The sequence below is a fragment of the Methylomonas sp. 2F7 genome (assembly GCF_057126975.1).
On record NZ_CP195203.1, the window covers coordinates 3232626 to 3250995 of the forward strand.

The 18370-nt window shown below is 54.2% G+C and carries 18 protein-coding genes and 1 pseudogene; 15 read left to right on the plus strand and 4 right to left on the minus strand.

The genetic code is table 11. The features are described 5' to 3' along the window. Positions 1 to 121 precede the first annotated feature (121 nt). The gene (locus tag ACR64Q_RS14440) at positions 122 to 475 is read left to right on the plus strand and encodes a hypothetical protein (protein ID WP_313732101.1); all 354 of its coding nucleotides are present in this window, start codon (positions 122 to 124) and stop codon (positions 473 to 475) included. Positions 476 to 630: 155 nt separating this feature from the next. Further along, on the plus strand, positions 631 to 1467 hold the full coding sequence (locus ACR64Q_RS14445; protein ID WP_313732100.1) for an HNH endonuclease: 837 nt from the start codon (positions 631 to 633) through the stop codon (positions 1465 to 1467). A 363-nt stretch (positions 1468 to 1830) separates the two neighbouring features. Here the strand turns inward: ACR64Q_RS14445 and ACR64Q_RS14450 are convergent, their stop codons facing one another. Continuing rightward, entirely contained in the window at positions 1831 to 2037 is a 207-nt protein-coding gene (locus ACR64Q_RS14450) for a hypothetical protein (protein WP_313732099.1), read from the minus strand. Positions 2038 to 2258: 221 nt separating this feature from the next. Between ACR64Q_RS14450 and ACR64Q_RS14455 the strand changes: the two genes are divergently transcribed. Both ACR64Q_RS14455 and ACR64Q_RS14460 read left to right on the plus strand, forming a co-directional pair. After that, positions 2259 to 2813: a hypothetical protein gene (locus tag ACR64Q_RS14455; protein WP_020482689.1), complete on the plus strand. Its 555-nt coding sequence runs from the start codon at positions 2259 to 2261 to the stop codon at positions 2811 to 2813. Between the two features lie 11 nt (positions 2814 to 2824). Next, positions 2825 to 4600, plus strand: coding sequence for a bifunctional metallophosphatase/5'-nucleotidase (locus tag ACR64Q_RS14460; protein WP_313732098.1), 1776 nt, complete (start codon positions 2825 to 2827; stop codon positions 4598 to 4600). A gap of 281 nt (positions 4601 to 4881) precedes the next feature. Here the strand turns inward: ACR64Q_RS14460 and ACR64Q_RS14465 are convergent, their stop codons facing one another. The 3 genes from ACR64Q_RS14465 to ACR64Q_RS14475 all read right to left on the minus strand — a co-directional run bounded on the left by ACR64Q_RS14465 (position 4882) and on the right by ACR64Q_RS14475 (position 9300). Then, a complete protein-coding gene (locus ACR64Q_RS14465; protein WP_313732097.1) occupies positions 4882 to 5637 on the minus strand; it encodes a hypothetical protein in 756 nt (251 codons plus the stop codon). 259 nt (positions 5638 to 5896) lie between these two features. Continuing rightward, positions 5897 to 7510 (minus strand): alkaline phosphatase, encoded by a 1614-nt coding sequence (locus tag ACR64Q_RS14470; protein WP_313732096.1) that lies wholly within the window; start codon positions 7508 to 7510, stop codon positions 5897 to 5899. Positions 7511 to 7659: 149 nt separating this feature from the next. Beyond that, positions 7660 to 9300: a choice-of-anchor I family protein gene (locus tag ACR64Q_RS14475; protein WP_313732095.1), complete on the minus strand. Its 1641-nt coding sequence runs from the start codon at positions 9298 to 9300 to the stop codon at positions 7660 to 7662. 291 nt (positions 9301 to 9591) lie between these two features. On the opposite strand from ACR64Q_RS14475, the gene ACR64Q_RS14480 reads away from it, so the two are divergent. From ACR64Q_RS14480 to ACR64Q_RS14530, 11 genes and pseudogenes are all read left to right on the plus strand, one after another. Further along, positions 9592 to 9963, plus strand: a complete 372-nt coding sequence (locus ACR64Q_RS14480) for an ArsR/SmtB family transcription factor (protein ID WP_313732094.1) — start codon at positions 9592 to 9594, stop codon at positions 9961 to 9963. Then, positions 9960 to 10439 (plus strand): arsenate reductase ArsC, encoded by a 480-nt coding sequence (locus tag ACR64Q_RS14485; RefSeq protein WP_313732093.1) that lies wholly within the window; start codon positions 9960 to 9962, stop codon positions 10437 to 10439. Before ACR64Q_RS14480 ends, ACR64Q_RS14485 begins: the two co-directional genes overlap by 4 nt. Positions 10440 to 10457: 18 nt before the next feature. Continuing rightward, the gene (gene arsD, locus ACR64Q_RS14490) at positions 10458 to 10814 is read left to right on the plus strand and encodes an arsenite efflux transporter metallochaperone ArsD (protein WP_313732092.1); all 357 of its coding nucleotides are present in this window, start codon (positions 10458 to 10460) and stop codon (positions 10812 to 10814) included. A gap of 17 nt (positions 10815 to 10831) precedes the next feature. Continuing rightward, positions 10832 to 12607 carry an arsenical pump-driving ATPase gene (gene arsA, locus ACR64Q_RS14495; RefSeq protein WP_313732091.1) on the plus strand — a complete coding sequence of 592 codons (1776 nt, stop codon included), beginning with the start codon at positions 10832 to 10834 and terminating at the stop codon, positions 12605 to 12607. A 63-nt stretch (positions 12608 to 12670) separates the two neighbouring features. Then, positions 12671 to 13117: an ArsI/CadI family heavy metal resistance metalloenzyme gene (locus ACR64Q_RS14500; protein WP_313732090.1), complete on the plus strand. Its 447-nt coding sequence runs from the start codon at positions 12671 to 12673 to the stop codon at positions 13115 to 13117. 21 nt (positions 13118 to 13138) lie between these two features. Next, a complete protein-coding gene (gene arsB, locus ACR64Q_RS14505; protein WP_313732089.1) occupies positions 13139 to 14197 on the plus strand; it encodes an ACR3 family arsenite efflux transporter in 1059 nt (352 codons plus the stop codon). A gap of 53 nt (positions 14198 to 14250) precedes the next feature. Further along, the gene (locus ACR64Q_RS14510; protein WP_026601556.1) at positions 14251 to 14457 is read left to right on the plus strand and encodes a hypothetical protein; all 207 of its coding nucleotides are present in this window, start codon (positions 14251 to 14253) and stop codon (positions 14455 to 14457) included. 153 nt (positions 14458 to 14610) lie between these two features. Then, positions 14611 to 14874, plus strand: a complete 264-nt coding sequence (locus ACR64Q_RS14515; protein ID WP_026601557.1) for a hypothetical protein — start codon at positions 14611 to 14613, stop codon at positions 14872 to 14874. 333 nt (positions 14875 to 15207) lie between these two features. Then, positions 15208 to 16989: an NAD(P)H-dependent oxidoreductase subunit E gene (locus tag ACR64Q_RS14520; protein WP_036275700.1), complete on the plus strand. Its 1782-nt coding sequence runs from the start codon at positions 15208 to 15210 to the stop codon at positions 16987 to 16989. Position 16990: 1 nt separating this feature from the next. Beyond that, positions 16991 to 17677 (plus strand): annotated as a pseudogene (locus tag ACR64Q_RS14525) (2Fe-2S iron-sulfur cluster-binding protein); the annotation flags it as partial. A 142-nt stretch (positions 17678 to 17819) separates the two neighbouring features. Further along, positions 17820 to 18359, plus strand: a complete 540-nt coding sequence (locus ACR64Q_RS14530; protein ID WP_026601560.1) for an NADH-quinone oxidoreductase subunit B family protein — start codon at positions 17820 to 17822, stop codon at positions 18357 to 18359. Positions 18360 to 18370 lie beyond the last annotated feature (11 nt).

An 18370-nucleotide genomic window follows, 5' to 3' on the forward strand; every position in this document is an offset into this window, starting at 1 on the left:
CGAGATATAAGGGTGGGCAACGCTTTTCTGCCCACCGATCAAATGTACATATTCAATGCCGCGTGGGCACCAAAACCGTGCCCACCCTACCCTACTTTACCTACAACGTTAGGCGCATATCATGATGAATTGGCTACGAAGTGCATGGCAAGGCCAAGCAAAAGCTCTACCTACATTCCTCCTGCTTGCAGCATTACCATGGATATTAGCAATGGTAATTGGCAGCAAATTGGGGTTTGCGAATCTGTTTGCATTTGGATACAAGCTGCACCCCGCTGTTTCAATTCCCTTGGGCGTCCTTGAATTTGCTTTTATGTTTTTCGTACTGATTTGTTATTGGCGATCTGCATTTAATTGTTCGCGGCGCTGGTATGGTTATGTGGGGCGTGCTGTGGTGGGAATTCGCATATTTGATCTACTAAGCCGACTGTTACTCCTCGTTGTTCTTCTATGCGCTCTTTTCCCGATAAAATGATCGCTACTTCATTACTTTCTATTTTGCCGAAGCCACAACTTGAGGCCGTGGCTAGGCCTAACATGGCACTCAACCGGAGCGCGGTTATAATATGGCTTTGTTTATTCAGCTTTCCGGGCCACGCACGGTTAGTTCTACATTAGGCGTCACAGGAAATGCGCGAATCCCTACTCCGTATGGAGTTCTACGAGACGTACTACTACGCGAACATCGTTCACAACGTGCTCGGAGATACCTTCGACTTTCTCCGCAACCTCCACAGTTGGCACGAAGACCGTGAGGTCTCGCTATTCTTGCGGCCATTTCCTAAGCGGAGTGTCCTGCACAGCTTCTCCGAGTACGTTATCGAGGACCTGATGTACGAAACTCTAGATGATGTTTCTCTCGACTCCTTGGCTAACAACCCAAAGGCTGAACTATGGGTCGACCGAGCACTGAAGCACCACGGTATTGAGGCTCCGGGTTTCCGCCAGTGGCTTGCACAGCGCAACGTATCGCTCGCCGACGCTTCGGAAGACGATGTCCATGACTACCACACCGACCTTCGACTAACCGGCGAACTCGATGATCTCATGACGCAACTCGCGAACGAAGTGTTCTATGTTCTCTTCAGCAATCGAACACTCCTAGCAAGACTCAATGGCTACATCGCTGGTGTAGTTGGTGAGATTGGACGCGATCAACTTCAAGGCGATGACGCTCTGCTCCTTCAGAAGGATGGAGTACCCACTCGCGCCTACATCCCAGAATGGGCACGACGGGCGGTCTACTTTCGTGACAGAGGCATGTGCGCATCCTGCAACACCGACCTCAGTGGTTTGGTTTCTGTCAGCAGCGTAGAGCACTACGACCACATCATCCCGTTGGCAGAAGGCGGGATTAACGACGTCACCAACCTGCAGCTGCTCTGCCAAGCGTGCAACCTGAGCAAAGGCAAGCGGCGGCTTGCAACTTCCAACAAGTACCAGGCTTGGTACAGCAGTGAAGTCTAACACCTCGACCGAGCTGACCTACACCGGAGGGCTTACCACTTGGCCCCCGAACCGGTTCAGATCATCATGCGCTTCGCGGGCCAAGCGCCAACCCGGCGGGATCCGCTCAAGGCCGTAAGACGCAATTCGTAGGGCGCCAATAGGCGTAGCCGTATTGCGCCGCATGTTGGCCTTAAAGCATTCGGCGCATTACGCTATCGCTAATGCGCCCTACAAAACTGCACAAATATTAGCTGGATTTCAAACTTCGCGGCGGGGGGTTCTCCCGTATGCCGCGCCGAGCACCGGAGGGTTTGAACGGATCAGCCCGTTAGGGGCGCCGCAGGGATGCGGCGCGTTGCATGCAGGGGCTGGGAGGCCCCTTCAGGCAACCCCGTTCAAACCCGAGGAGCGCAGGATCAAAGCAGCATCCGGGCCGCCTTTTCTTTGGATACTTTCTTTTGGCGGAGCAAAAGAAAGTATCTCGGTCGTCGGTCCGAGAACCGATTTCAAAACACCTGTCGCGATAGCGACACTGACCCTATTCACCCAACCCTTAAATATCTTCATTCCCCAAATTTTATTGCTCACATTCAGGCCTAACAGTCTGAAACCACCGCCGCTAGAAAGCCGGCAACACATTTGTATTACATTTCACGAAATCTTCATTTAGCAATCACAAGTTCATCACAAAATTTCCTTAGGCTGTACTTGCTTTACCCATAGCGATGGAAATTTCTCAACCCCAAATGAACGAGCAGCCAGTGACTTATAACAAAAACGCACGCGCTGTCTTTATCGGAGCATTCTAAATGATCAAAAAATCTGTTCTTGCCGTGGCCTTGCTGTCGGCAATCTGCACGCAAGCCGAGGCGATTACCCTTAATGCCGACGGCGCTTGGCATGCGTTCGACGTAGACAATTCGGTGTCTAATTCCGGCGGTCTGGAATGGATAGACCTGGATAACAATGCTTTAAGCTTTGAATTCACCTTAACCGGCTCGGCGATTTTGCGCGTAGTGGACGCCGGCTTCGCTGGGGATAGATTCAAGATTTTTAACACGGCCAGCGTAATCGGTGAAACATCGGCCGCCGTTAACAATTATCCAACTTCTGTTTACAGCGATTTTGACTTGGCTTACGCCAGCTCAGACTACAGCCGCGGCGAATTTCTGCTGGGTGCCGGCAGTTACCAAATCAGCGGCCTGCTGATCCAATCCGCTCTGGACGATACCTCCGCCGAGATTAACGCCACCGTCGGTGCTGTCAGCCTAACCGCAGTACCTCTGCCCGCCGCTGCCGGTTTATATGCAGCCGGCGCCGGCCTGCTGGGCTTGGTCTCTCGTCGCCGCAAATCCACTAAATAAGGGTTAAACCAATGAAATTAAACAAACTAGCCATAGGCATCGCATTGGGCTTGGGCACACTGGGCGCGGCCAATGCCGTGACCACCATCCCCACCACCACAATCAAAATCGTCGCGTTCAACGATTTCCACGGCCAATTGGAATCGCCGGGCACGTTCCGGCAAACACCCACCAGCGCGGCATCCACCAATATCCCGGTCGGCGGCGTGGATTGGATGGCCGGCTATATCAACGAATTGAAAAACCAAAATCCCAGCACCGTAGTGGTCTCGGCCGGCGACATTATCGGCGCCACGCCGCTGGTTTCCGCGTTGTTTCACGACGAACCGACCATTGAAACGATGAACCGACTGGGCCTGGAATTCAACGCGGTCGGCAATCACGAGTTCGACGAAGGCAAGACTGAATTAAAACGCATGCAAAACGGCGGCTGTCATCCGACCGATCCTAACTCCTGCCAAGGCGCTTCAGTTGGCACGCCGGTGCCGTTTGAAGGCGCGGATTTCAAATTTCTGGCTGCCAATGTGGTCGAAACTGCCTCCGGCAAAACCTTGTTCCCGCAATACGCGATTAAAGTCATCGGCGGCGTGCGGGTCGGCTTTATCGGCATGACCTTGAAAGAAACCCCGACCATCGTCACCCCAACCGGCGTGGCCGGCCTGGAGTTCAAAGACGAAGCGGCGACTGTGAATGCCTTGATCCCAAAATTGCGCGCGCGCGGCGTCGAAGCGGTGGTGGTGATGATTCACCAAGGCGGCACGATACCGGTCACCCAAAGTGCCTCTACCATCAACAACTGTAATGACGGCTTGAACGGCTCCCCAATCAAAACCATCGTCAATCAATTGGACGACGAAGTGGATTTGGTGATCTCCGGCCACACACACCAAGCCTATAACTGCCAAATCGCCAACAAAGCCGGCCGCTTGATTTCAGTCACCAGCGCGAATTCGCAAGGCCGGGTGTTGACCGACATTGATGTCGCTATCAGCACCGCCAACGGCGAAGTCAGCAGCGTCAGCGCCGAAAACATTGTCGTTGATCGCAGCAACACGGCCATCACACCGAATGCGGCGATTAAAACCATCGTCGATAATTACAAAGCGCTGTCCACCCCCATCGCTAATCGGGTAATTGGCAGCATCAGCGCGGCGATTACCAGAACCGCTAGCGCTGCCGGCGAATCGGCTTTGGGCGATGTGATTGCCGATGCGCAATTGTTAGCGACCCAAAATGCCGGATTTGGCGAAGCAGTAGTGTCATTCATGAACCCCGGCGGCATCCGCGCCGATTTGACCTTTCCGTCCAGCTCTGCTGCGGAAGGCGACGGCAAAGTGACATACGCCGAAGCCTTTACCGTACAACCCTTCGGCAACACCTTAGTGACACTGACCTTGACCGGCACGCAAATCCACACTTTGCTGGAGCAACAATTCACCGGTTGTACCGTCGGCTATCCGGCCGGTGCACCAGTTGCGGGCCAAGCGTTCAACCGTATCATGCAAGTGTCTAATGGCTTTAGTTACGAGTGGAAAGAAAAAGGCACGGCTTGCGATAACGTCGATCCAGCCAGTATCAAGATCAATGGTGTCGTAGTCGACCCAGCCGCCAGCTATCGAGTTACTGTGAATAATTTCATGGCGGACGGTGGAGACCAATACTATGTGTTGACGCAAGGCACTAACCGCTTGGGCGGCGCACTGGATCTGGATGCGTTGGAAAACTACTTTACCGTTAACGGTACGGTAGCCCCCGGCCCGCAAAATCGGATTTTGCCGGCTCCGTAAGATTTATGGATTAGTTGTAAGCTCTGTAGTGTTACTCGGGCCCGCTGGTACGCGATACAGCGGGCTTTTTTTTGCCTGTTCAGTCAAGCAGCAAACGGCATCGACACTCGATTATTCACTCGGCCCCCAACTATCGTCACGCCTGCGAAGTCGGGAGCCTAGCAGCTATATTGGATTCCCGCGTGCGCGGGAATGACGGTTATGCCGTTGGTTGGTGGACGCCGAACAGGCGGATTCCCGCCTCCGCGAGAATGACGAATCCAGGGATTTTAAGGACCGGATTAATGCTGATGTTCATGCCCCATTTGGGCTTGCACTTTAATCACGAACGGATCGGATTCCTTGTCGCCCAAATCGGCAAAATCGATTACATCGTAGCCATTGACTGGTGTAGGTTGCCAGGGCGCGGCGTTCAACGGATAAGTGTTCAGCAATTTGGTACGCTCGGAAAAGTCGCCATGTTCACGTTCGATCAACGCCGGTAAGGCCACGTCCAGGCGCATCACCACATGCCATTGGGTATCCGCGACTGTGCCTTGGTATTCGCGAGTCGGGATGCCGTCGGTCCATTCGATTTCTTCGGCAGTCAGTTTGTCCAACAGCTGGCTATCCAGCAACAGCGCCAGTTTTTGCCAGGACGGGGTGATGTCCAGCATGCGTAAATCGCCGGCTTGAAACTCGATTGCCCGTTGGTCTTGGTGATAGAGCTTACGGTGAATCAGCTCTTGGCCGTCGCGCTGCCACAACTCGCCCAAGCCCAGTTGCGGCCGTTCGATGGTGATCTGCTGGCTATCGCGCCAGAAGCGCCAGCTGACTTCTGGTGGCAATGCCTGGTGTTCTTCGTGTTCGTGCTCATGTTCGTCACCCGAGCGGGTGGTGACAAACTCGGCGGCTACCGCCGGCAAGTTTGCCGCAGATAGCTCGACAATCTGCGTGTTGGCGGCCTGCTTGGGCGGCAGATGGCTGCAAGCAGCCAAAACAATCAATAAGCCCAAAGCAAACAATTTGCTTAGAAATCTGAAAATAGTGTTGAGCATGGTTCCTGCACTTTAACGGTATTCAAAAAAATGTAACTATTCAGTGAATTGCAAAACTCTGTAAATCGCCGAGAAATTGCTCCCTCTCCTGATAGAGAGGGTTGGGGAGAGGAGAATTAAACTAGCAAAATACTTTGTTTTCATCCCCTCACCCTACCCTCTCCCGCTGGAGAGGGATTCTTGTACTTCGTAGTGAATAATTACAAAAAAATCAGGGACGGCTAGCGTCCCTGATTCGGCTTTGGGAAAGGTTCCCGGACTATTTGCGCATGCCTAGCGCATCAGCCATTACATGATAAATCACGTTTTGTTCCAGCGTACCACGGACCAGATAAGCGCCAGGGCCATCGGCATAGATCGCAACGTCTTCACCGGCGTGGGTTTCCGCACTCATCGGTACGGTGGCTTCCTGCATGTAGTTCGGGTTGGCGGTATCAACCGCTGTCAAATCAGGACGCAATTTGCTGCCAGCATAAGCAGCGGCCACGGTGCCTTCGTTGGCTGGATTAAATTCCTTGCGTTGCAAGCCGCCGGTCCAACCCGGACCGTTAGCATACGACAAGGTGGTGTAAGGCAAACCCAAAGAATCCTTCAGGGTAACGCCGTCAACCGCGGTTTGACCCAGGATAGGATTGCCGCGCGACGGGTAGCCGGCGATGGTGAACACATGGCTATGATCGGCAGTAACCAATATCAAAGTATCTTCGTCGCGGGTCAGTTGTTTGGCTTTTTTCACTGCATCCGACAGCGCCACGGTATCGGTTAGCGCCCGGTAGGCATTGCCGGCGTGGTGAGCATGGTCGATCCGGCCGGCTTCCACCATCAAGTAATAACCTTTGCGGTTTTTTTCCAGAATTTTGATGGCTTTTTCGGTCATCTCGGTCAAGGACGGTTCGCCGGCGGCGTCTTGCGCGCGGTCGGCTTCATAGCGCATGTGCGAACGTTCGAATAAACCCAACAAATGATCGGTAGACGCTGGATTTACCGCATCGAACTGGGCTTTGTTCCAGACGTAGTCGGAATTATTGTATTGCGCGGTCCATTCTAAGGTTAGATCGCGGCCATCGGCGCGGCGGCCTTTTTGGGTTGGGTATTCGGGGTCGGCAACAGTATTGGGCATAAAGTAGCTACGACCGCCACCCAAAGCCACTTCCAGGCCATCGCCGTAAGGGAATTCCAGCAACTGGCGGGCGATGTCTTTTACGGTAGCGCCGGCTGGCAAGTTGCTGTCGGCTTCCCAATCGCGGTTGGAAATATGTGCGTAATTCACGGCTGGCGTGGCGTGGGTAAAGCGGGCGGTTGTGACTACGCCGGTGGACATGCCGCGTTCTTCGGCACGTTCCAGGATGGTTTTCACACTTTTCGCAGCAGTGACTTCCGCGCTAGGCTCGGTGCGGTTGATAGTTTGATCAACGGAAATAGCGCCGTCATTGGTTTTGATACCGGCGACCATGGCTGTAGCGGTAGGCGCGGAATCCGAGGTTTGTTGGTTCGCGCTGGCCGTAACGGAATGGGCCATATTGTTAAACTTCTCAAACGCCAGACGATTGAATTCGCCATCACGTCCGGCCATTTGGCCTTCCAAAATTCTAGCAGCGGTGACAGTGGATATACCCATGCCGTCACCGACGAACAAGATGACATTTTTGGCTTTGCGCAGTTGCTCTACGTCTCGTTTATTGACCAATACCGCAGCTTCGCCGGCTTTGAACCACTCTACGCCGGATGTCGGTACTTGGCTGGATTGCGCAGGTCTATGATAGCCATGATGATCGCGGTCGGCATGATCGTGGGCTACTGCGGCTACCGATAAGGTAAAACCGAAGGCGCCGACAGCGACTGCGGCCAATTTTTGTGGATGTGTTTTTTTCATGTGTTGCCCCTAGAGCGATGTTCGGAGCGGCAACATTAGCGCTTGAATATGACAATCGTGTTACCGGCAAAATCAGATTTCTCGCCGCAAAAACGCGAAAAGCCAGGTGAGCCGATAAATATCGACCCACCTGGCTTAAAGTGCGGATATTAGTGTTTGCGACCGCGTTTCATGCCTATCAAACCCAGCAGCGCGGAACCGAACAACCACACCGCGCCCGGTACCGGCACGGCAGATACTTTATAGAGCGAAGTAGTTTCGCTGACTTCGTTAGCAACCGCCAGATAACTGCCCTGGGTGTTGTTGAAGAAACTCAAACCTTCCGGACCGACATCGCCGCCGGTGAATAGCATGTCCAAAAATTTAGGACTACTTAGGTCGGTCAAATCCCACACCATGATGGCGTTGGAGCGCTCCAAACCCAGGAACAACAAATCGCGGCCATCAACTTTACCCACCACCGCGCTTTCCGGCTCGGGGCCTTTGTTGTCGCTGCGGCCATCGTCCCACAGCGCTTCGAAAGCCGCATTGCCTGGATTCGCCGCGATCAGCGCTTTTATCGTTTGCTCTAACTTATCGCCGGAATCGAACACCATGGCGCCGTTAGCATCCAGAATCGAGAACGAACGTGCACCGAATACTTGCAATTGATCCAGGTCGCCGTCGTTGTCGGTATCACCGCTTTTTGAGACGGTCAGACGATTCAGTTTGTCGTTATTGGTTTGCCAATCGTTACCGTGCGCTGCTTTCATGGCGGTGTCCAGTGCCGAATCAATAGTGGCTGCACCGACTCGAACTTCTTCCGCACCGCCCGGCCAATCTTCGCGAGAGTCACCTTCGTTGGCTGTCACGTAGTATTGATTTCCGTCTTTGCTAAAGCTGGCGATGCCGTCGGGCATATACATACCCATCACATTCCAGTTCCGGATATTGCCTTTTAACGCCGTAGTGCCGGCGCCGTCGCGGTCCGAGGCATCCAGACCATTTCCAGCCAAGCTATGATCCTTCAAACCCATTGCTTTAATATCGGTGACAGTGGCGCTGGCGATATCGATGACGGCAACCGAGTTGGCCTCTTGCAGGGTGGCAAAGGCTTTTGTACCGTCTTGGCTAACGGCAATGTATTCCGGTTCCAAATCTTGCGCGACAGTGGCATTCGGGCCGGTCAGACGTACGCCACTGGCTTTCAAAGCCGCCGCCGCACCGTTGTAAGCAGAAAATCCTGCCGTTTGCACTGCAAAGGTATTGGTGTTGATAATACTGACCGAGCCTTCAGGATCGCCGCTAGGCCCCACCAAATAACTGCTGGGTTCGCCTTCGTTAGCCACCAGCAAGCGACTGCCATCGGGCGTGTAAGTGACTGCATCGGGATTGGCGCCCACTGTCACGCTTTGTTGCAGGGTGTAGTCAGCCGCATTATAGAAGCGCACCAAACCCGCATCGGTTTTCGTCGGCGCAGTCAAGGCAATGGCGGCTTGGCCGTTTTTCACCGCCACGCTATTAATCCCGCCGAGTGCACTGGTGGAGATGCTTTGCAGCAGATTGCCGTTCATGTCCAGTACGTCGATGCCACCTTGGCCAACATTGGCCTGATTGGCATCGGTTCCGGCTACCCACAAGCGATTGTTGACCGCATCGTAGGAAACTATTTCCGAACCCATGGCACTTGAACCATTCGCAGCGGAGTGATTAAAAGTCCATTGATGCGCCCATTGGAAATCGGCGGCCGCGCTGACATTGGTAGAAGCCAGCACAGCTGCGATGGCGGCGGCGATTGAAGTGTGTTTCATGAAAATGCTCCTGAGGCACTGTTGTTTAGTGTTTATTTACCATGCCCTTAATTCGTCATTCCCGCGAAGGCGGGAATCCAGCACGGCCGCTGGGCTCCCGCCTTCGCGGGAGCGACGATATTGAAGAGCCTGATGACTATTTAAGGATTTGTGAGCTGTATCGCACCGACATCGTCGGAACGGTAGTCTTGCGAATGGTAAATAGCCTTTGTGACAGTAGCGTTACACCACAACCGAACGGCAAGGAGCAAAAAAATTGACTCGATTCCATATTTCAATTATTGTTGAAATATGAAAAACAAAACTGCTGTGATCGCCCTGGCCGCACTGGCCCAAGAATCCCGTTTAGCTATTTACCGCGCCTTGGTCCAGGCTGGCCCGGACGGTTTGGCCGCCGGAAAAATCAGCGAAGCCACCGGCATTGCGCCGTCTTCCCTGTCGTTTCATTTGAAGGAATTGGCTTACGCCAACTTGGTGAGCTCGCGCAACGAAAGCCGTTTCGTGATCTATACCGCCAACTTTTCGGCAATGAACGAACTGCTGGCTTTCCTGACCGAAAACTGTTGCAACGGTAATGCCTGCTTGTCGCTCTCAGGCTGTTCCGGAAACAGCACGGATACCACTGATTCTCTATCCTCAACCCCGACCGACCATCCATTATGAACGTATTATTTCTGTGTACCGGCAATTCCTGCCGCTCCGTCCTCGGCGAGGCCACTTTCAATCACTTGGCACCGGCCGGCTGGCATGGTCTGAGCGCCGGCAGCAAGCCCACCGGCAAGATCCACCCCCGCTCCTTGGCCTTACTGGCTAGAGAAGGCATCTCCACCGAAGGTTATTACAGCAAGTCCTGGAACGATCTGCCGGTAACCCCGGACATCGTCCTCAGCGTGTGCGGCAATGCCGCAAACGAAACCTGCCCGGCCTACCTGGGTCCAGTCATGCGCAGCCATTGGGGCGTCGAAGATCCGGTTCATGTCGAAGGTACCGATGAGGAAATCGACGCGGCCTTCATGGTCGCTTATCGCATTCTGCGCCATCGCATCGAACAGTTTTTTGCCTTACCGTTGGACGAATTTAAGCACGATCCCGAGCGTCTGAAAGCCGAGTTGGATCGCATCGGCACCTTGTTGCCTTAGTTGTTAAGGAGTTTCCTTATGACCAGTATTCATGTGTTTGACCCGGCCCTGTGTTGCAGCACTGGCGTTTGCGGTGTGGAAGTCGATCAACAGCTGGTGGACTTTGCCGCCGATGTCGATTGGGCTAAGCAAAACGGCGCCGACATTGAGCGTTTTAATTTGGCGCAAACCCCGTTGGCGTTTGCCGAAAACCCGGTGGTAAAAGCGTTTTTGGAACGCTCCGGAGCAGATGCCTTGCCGTTGATTTTGGTCGATGGCGAAGTCGCCCTAGCCGGCCGCTACCCCAATCGTGCCGAATTGGCACGTTGGGCGGCAATTAGCGTAACGGAACAGCAAGCACCGTCGGGCTGTTGTAGCGGCAGCAGCTGTTGTTAAGTTTTACGGGTGATACCGTGCACAGCGACCGCAAATTTCTCGATCAAGCGCCGCGCTTTCTGTTTTTTACCGGCAAAGGCGGCGTGGGCAAGACCTCCATCGCTTGCGCCTCGGCGATGCAATTGGCGGATGCCGGCAGACAAGTTTTGCTGGTTAGTACCGACCCGGCCTCGAATGTGGGGCAGGTATTTGGCATCGTCATTGGCAATCAGATCACCGCGATTCCTGCTGTACCCTGTCTGGCGGCCTTGGAAATCGACCCGCAAGCGGCTGCGCAAGCCTATCGCGACCGCATCGTCGGTCCGGTGCGCGGCGTATTGCCAGACAGCGTCGTCAAAGGTATAGAAGAACAGCTGTCCGGAGCCTGTACCACGGAAATTGCGGCGTTCGACGAATTTACCGCACTATTGACCGACTCGGCCTTGACCGCCGACTACGATCACATCGTGTTCGACACCGCACCGACCGGCCACACCATCCGCCTGTTGCAACTGCCCGGTGCCTGGAGCGGCTTTTTAGAGCAAGGCAAAGGCGACGCGTCCTGCCTGGGCCCCTTGGCCGGTTTGGAAAAACAGCGCACGCAATATAAAGCCGCCGTCGACGCCTTGGCCGATCCGCAACGCAGTCGTTTGATCCTGGTCGCCCGCCCCCAACAATCGACCTTGCACGAAGTGGCGCGCACCCATGAAGAGTTAAACGCTATCGGCTTATCGCAACAATATTTGGCCATCAATGGCATCTTGCCGGAAAGCGCCACCGCACAAGACCCGCTAGCCAACGCCATCTACCAACGCGAGCAACATGCTTTGGCCGACATACCGGCAGCGTTAAAAAACTTACCAATGGACCGCATTGAACTAAAGCCCTTCAATCTGGTTGGACTGACGGCACTCAGACAATTGCTTAGCAATTCAGCACCGCTAGCAATGCCTGACAATAATGTTATGCGGGCCATACCCGCGCCTAATCTATCCGCATTGGTGGACGAGATTGCCGCCGATGGACATGGCTTGGTGATGCTGATGGGTAAAGGTGGCGTCGGCAAAACTACCCTGGCCGCGGCCTTGGCGGTGGAACTGGCGCGACGCGGTTTGCCGGTGCATCTCACCACCTCCGATCCCGCCGCCAATTTAACGGACACACTTAACGGCGCTTTGCCGGACCTGACAGTCAGCAAAATCGATCCGCATGCGGAAACCGAACGCTATCGAGAGCACGTGCTGGCAACGAAAGGCGCCAAACTGGACACACAAGGCCGCGCCTTACTGGAAGAAGACTTGCGCTCGCCGTGTACCGAAGAAATTGCGGTGTTTCAGGCATTTTCCAGAATCATCCGCGAAGCCGGGAAGAAATTCGTGGTGATGGATACCGCGCCGACCGGCCATACCTTGTTGCTCTTGGACGCCACCGGCGCTTACCATCGTGAAGTGTCGCGGCAAATGGGCGATTCCAAAACGCATTTCACCACGCCGATGATGCAATTGCAGGACCCGCGTCAAACCAAGGTACTGATAGTGACGCTGGCGGAAACCACGCCGGTGCTGGAAGCTGCTCATTTGCAAGACGATTTACGCCGGGCCGGCATCGAGCCATGGGCCTGGGTGATTAACAATAGCGTTGCCGCAAGCACAGTGCATTCGTCGCTGTTACGCCAACGCGCCGCCAATGAATTACCGGAAATCGCTGCCGTCGCCAATCGGCATGCCAGCCGCTACGCGCTGGTGCCATTGTTGCAGGACGAACCGACCGGCGTCGAACGCTTGTTGGCATTAGCCGGTGGCCATAGTAAATAAACACTAGTAAACAACGCTAACAAAACAGTACACCTTTACCCACTTTCACTCGGAGTAAACGCGATGAAGCGCCTGCATATCCATCTCGCCGTCGATGATCTGGCGAAAAACATCGACTTTTATAACGCATTGTTTCAAAGCACACCGACAGTCCGCGAAGCCGATTACGCCAAGTGGCTGCTGGACGATCCGCGCGTCAATTTTGCGATTTCCAGTCGCGGTCGCCAGCCCGGCCTGGATCATTTGGGGATACAAGTCGAGTCCGGTGCGGAACTGGAAGCAGTCCAGCAAAACCTGGCTGCCGCCGAGTTACCGGTCGCGGCGCAAAAACAAGCCAACTGCTGCTATGCCCAGTCCGACAAATACTGGACCGTCGATCCGCAAGGCATCGCCTGGGAGGCTTTCCATTCCTTGCAGACCATTCCCTTATTCGGCGACGATCAAGTCGTGCAACTCGCACCCGCCAGCAGTTGCTGTAAGCCATCATCAATCGATAGCGCGGAACAGTAAACAGCTGTCTTGGAGATTTCAATGAACACCCCACAATGCCCCAATGCCCGCTTATCCTTTCTGGACCGTTTTCTGACCCTGTGGATTTTCATCGCCATGACGCTTGGCGTCGGCATCGGCTTTCTGTTTCCGACCGAAGTAACTGATTTCAACGCGGCGGTTTCGGTCGGCACCACCAACATCCCGATTGCCATCGGCTTGATCGTGATGATGTATCCGCCGCTGGCCAAAGTCCGCTATGAAGAACTCGGCGACGTATTTCGCAACTGGCGTATATTGGCCGTGTCCTTGGTACAAAACTGGCTGCTCGGCCCAGTCTTGATGTTCGTGCTGGCTATCGTGTTTCTGCGCGATTATCCCGACTACATGGTCGGCCTGATCTTGATAGGCCTGGCGCGTTGCATCGCGATGGTCATCGTCTGGAACGAACTGGCAAACGGCGATAACGACTATGCGGCGGGGCTAGTAGCGTTTAACAGCGTATTTCAAGTGCTGTTTTACAGCGTGTACGCCTGGCTGTTCATCACCGTGTTGCCACCTTTGTTTGGTATGCAAGGCAGCCTGGTCGAAATCACCATCGGTGAGATAGCCAAGAGTGTATTCATCTATCTGGGTATTCCGTTTATTGGGGGCTTCACCACGCGTTTTCTGTTGATCAAAGCCAAGGGCAAAGATTGGTATCAGCAAACTTTCGTCCCCAAAATCAGCCCGCTGACTTTGATCGCACTGCTGTTTACCATCGTGGTGATGTTCTCCTTAAAAGGCGATTTGATCGTGCAATTGCCGCTGGACGTGGTGCGCATTGCGATACCGCTTTTGATTTACTTTGTGGTGATGTTTTTGCTCAGTTTTTTAATGGGTAAAGCCATCGGTGCCGGTTACGGCAAAACCACTACGCTGGCTTTTACCGCCGCCAGCAATAATTTTGAGTTGGCTATTGCAGTAGCGGTGGCGGTGTTTGGCATTGACAGCGGTGCGGCGTTTGCCGCTGTGATTGGGCCATTGATCGAAGTACCGGTGATGATCGCCTTGGTCAATGTGGCCCTCTATTTCCGCAAGCACGGATTGATTCAAAATTGACATGCGTTTACCCAACGACTCTTTTACCTAACCTTACAAAGGAACACTCTCTCATGGCTGCCGATAAATCGAAAAACGACAGAAAGAAAATTGCGGTGGAAGAACCGACTTACGACCAACTGAAAAACTTTTCCCGCTTTAACGGGTTAAAGACCCGCACGGTGGTGGCGTCTATGGTGGATATCATGCTGCAAGATGAGGTTCTGAGCCGCCGCGTCGTCGAGCAGTGTCTTACCGCCGATGCCGAGGAAGCTAATTAGCGTAGGCATATCAAAGTCACCAACAATTTTAAGCTGCGTTGATTGAAATCAAAGCTATCAACATAAGCACACGCAATAATTCAACCCGGCATGTTCAATCGCACATGCCAACGCCGGTTTTCGACTCATCAGCGATTAAGTCAGGTGATTACAATGGACAATGACATTTTAATCGATCAAGCCCGGCAGCTTTATGCCGCATTACACGCCAGACAAACCAGCCTGCTCCCTCCCAACCACAGTGCATTGGAACGCCTGGAACGCTTGGTCTCCAATGCTTATGGGCGTTACCAGCGCCGCTTAAACCGTTGCGTGCTCTGTTATCAAACCCGCAAGCACGAATGCGTCCGGGAGTCTGGTAAAAAACGTATTCCCTGCCAACGCCGCAAGCCCTTCGTCCCGATTGCCGCGTTTTGATGGACAATATTTTGCTGTCCACACCCGGCTAATTTGTTTAGTATTGCGCCATGGATGACGGCGAATTTGCGCATCTTCCGCAGCGAGAACGATAGGCATTGCGCTGCTGAGTTGTGTGTATTGACGCATAGAGAGACAAGGCAGGCACTTTCGCTTGGCAAGCGGAATGTATCGACTCCCACAACTAATCTTGTGGGGCGCTCTTCCAGGTAGACTGCCAGTGAACGATTTGAAAAATCTAGCGCCGATTTAAGAATGGTGCGTGGGGTGGCTCATGATTTTTCAATTGCAATGGGACACGACGATTCAACATAACTGCCCAGTAACTCGACGATGAATACTTTTATTGAGTCCGTACTGGCACAGGCGGACTATAAACCCGAAAGGCTCTTGCAGATGCTAAGGGCCGTGCAGGCGCAGTACCTGCATATTCCCAAGGCGGCCATCGAACAATTGGCCGCAGCCCTGCATATCCCCCGCACCCAGATTATTGCCGTCGCGGAATTCTACAGTTTCCTGCACTTAACGCCGCAGGGCCGTTACGACATTCATATCAGCGATTCGATTACCGATAGAATGCTGGGTAAGGAAAAATTGTTGAATTACCTGGCGGAAAAACTGAAGGTCAAAGTCGGCCAAGTCAGGGCGGACGGTCTGGTCAGTCTGAATAACACTTCTTGCACCGGCATGTGCGACCAAGGCCCGGCCGGCTTGGTTAACGGCTATGCGTTGACGCGTCTGGATTTTGCCAGAATTGATGTCATCGCCGAACTGATCGAACAACAAGCCCCTTTGACCGATTGGCCCGTAGAGTTTTTTGCGGTTGACGAGCCGATCCGCAAACCCGGCTTGCTGCTGAACCAGCCGTTCAATAATGGCGCGGCAATAGCGGCCACTTTTGCCCGTGGCTTGGCGGAAACCCTGGCGGAAGTGGACTGTTCCAATCTGCGCGGCCGCGGCGGAGCTGGCTTTAAAACGGCATTGAAATGGCGCACCTGTGCCCAACAGAACGCCAAACCCCATTACGTGATTTGTAACGCCGACGAGGGCGAACCCGGTACCTTTAAAGACCGGATGCTGCTCGATCTTTACGCAGACCAAGTGTTTGAAGGCATGACCCTATGTGCGGCCATCATCGGCTCCGATCAGGGTTTGCTGTATCTGCGCGCTGAGTATTTATTTCTCTACGAACAATTGCAGCGTGTCTTAAAGCGCCGCCGCGATAGCGGTTTGCTGGGTCGCAACATCCTTGGCAGGCCTGGTTTTGATTTCGACATCGAAATTCGCATGGGCGCCGGGGCTTACATCTGCGGCGAAGCGTCCGCGCAAATCGAGTCATTGGAAGGTAAACCCGGCATACCCAGGGTTAAACCGCCCAACTCGGTGATCTGCGGCTATCAACGCAAACCAACTGTAGTGGATAACGTCGAGACTTTTTTCGCCGCCACGCATATCGCTATTCAAGGCGGGCTATGGTTTGCCGAGGGCGGCACCCCGCAATCGACCGGCACTAAGCTGCTCAGCATCAGCGGCGACTGTGCACGGCCCGGCATTTACGAATACCCTTTCGGCACGACAATCGAGAATATTTTGCGGGACTGCGGCGCGGACGACGTTATGGGCGTGCAAGTGGGCGGACCGTCCGGCACCTTTATTTCCAACCGGGAGCTGCAACGGCGTGTGGCCTTCGAGGACCTGTCCACCGCCGGTTCGTTCATCGTGTTCAACAGTAGCCGCAGTATTTTCGACATCGTCCAGAACTTTACCGATTTCTTTGCCCATGAAAGCTGCGGCTTTTGCACGCCGTGCCGGGTCGGCACCACGCTTTTGAAAAATCAGCTGCAGAAAATTGTCGAAGGCAATGGCGCCGCGGTCGATCTGGAAGAACTCAGCGAGTTATGCCTGATCGTCAAAAACAACAGTCATTGCGGTCTAGGCGACTCCGCCGCCAATCCGATTTTAAGCACCCTGGCCAGCCACCCGGAGCTGTATCTGAATCAATTAAAACAGAGCAGTTTCACACCGGGTTTTGATTTGGACGCGACCCTGGCCGTGGCCCGCCGTATGGCGCAGCGCGACGACGACGACGCGCATTTATCGCAAGTGGAGAATTGAGATGAGCGGCACTCTATGCATCGACGGCATCGCCGTCCCGTTCAGCGACGGCCAAACTATTATCGAAGCAGCCCGCACAGCCGGCGTTTACATTCCTTATCTGTGCCACCGGCCGGGTTACGCCCCTTACGGCAGTTGCAAACTGTGTACGGTGAAAGTCAATGGCCGCACCAATACCGCCTGCACCCTGCCGGCCGCCGACGGCCAAACCGTCATCAGCAACAGCCCTGACCTGCAACACGATCGCCAGCGCATTACCCAGATGCTGTTTGTGGAAGGCAACCATTTCTGTCCATCCTGCGAAAAATCCGGCAATTGCCAGTTGCAGGCCGTGGCCTACCATCAGAACATGCTGGATAACCACTACCCGCATTTTTATGCGCAGCGGGAACTGGACGCCTCACACCCGGATATCTTGATCGACCACGACCGCTGCATTTTCTGCAATCTATGCGTGCGCGCCAGCAAGGAAAAAGACGGCAAAGAGGTATTCGGCATCGCCGGGCGCGGCATCCACAAACGCCTAATCGTCAACTCCCCCAGCGGCAAGCTGAAAGACAGCGATATTAGCGTCAACGACGAGGCCGCCCATGTCTGCCCGACCGGCGCGATCCTGGTCAAACGCAGCGCGTACCTGGCGCCGATCGGCGAACGCATTTACGACCGGCATCCCATCAGCGAAGTGGCCTGCGAAAAGGCGGTTCACAAAACCGGCGCGGCAACTGGCTACCCAAGTTGCGATCAGGCTAAGCTAACTGATCCGACCCGGCAGAATGAAGGGCCCGATTCCCACTACGCGGCAACCATGCCTCCCACGCCGGAGATCAAACATGGCCGCTAAGATTAAAATCGCCACCACCTCGCTGGCCGGTTGTTTCGGTTGCCATATGTCGTTCCTGGATATTGACGAGCGCTTGTTGAGCTTGGCAGACGTCGTCGAATTCGACCGCTCGCCGCTGACCGACATCGAGCACTGCGGTCCGTGTGACATCGGTCTGATCGAAGGCGGGGTTTGCAACTCCGAAAACGTGCACGTGCTGCGCGAGTTTCGCGCTAACTGCAAAATTCTGGTCGCAGTCGGCGCTTGTGCCATCAACGGCGGCCTGCCGGCGCTACGCAACTTTTTCAAACTTGAGGACTGCCTGCTGGAAGCCTACCAAGACGGCATCGGCGTGGACAATCCGCAGATACCCAACGATCCGGAATTGCCTTTATTGCTGGATAAGGTGCGGCCGGTCCACGAGATCGTCAAGATCGATTATTTTATGCCCGGCTGTCCGCCGTCCGCCGATGTGTTTTGGACCTACCTCAGCGCATTGATCGAAGGCCGCGACCCGACTCTACCTTATGCATTAGTCCATTACGACTAATAGGGAACCGC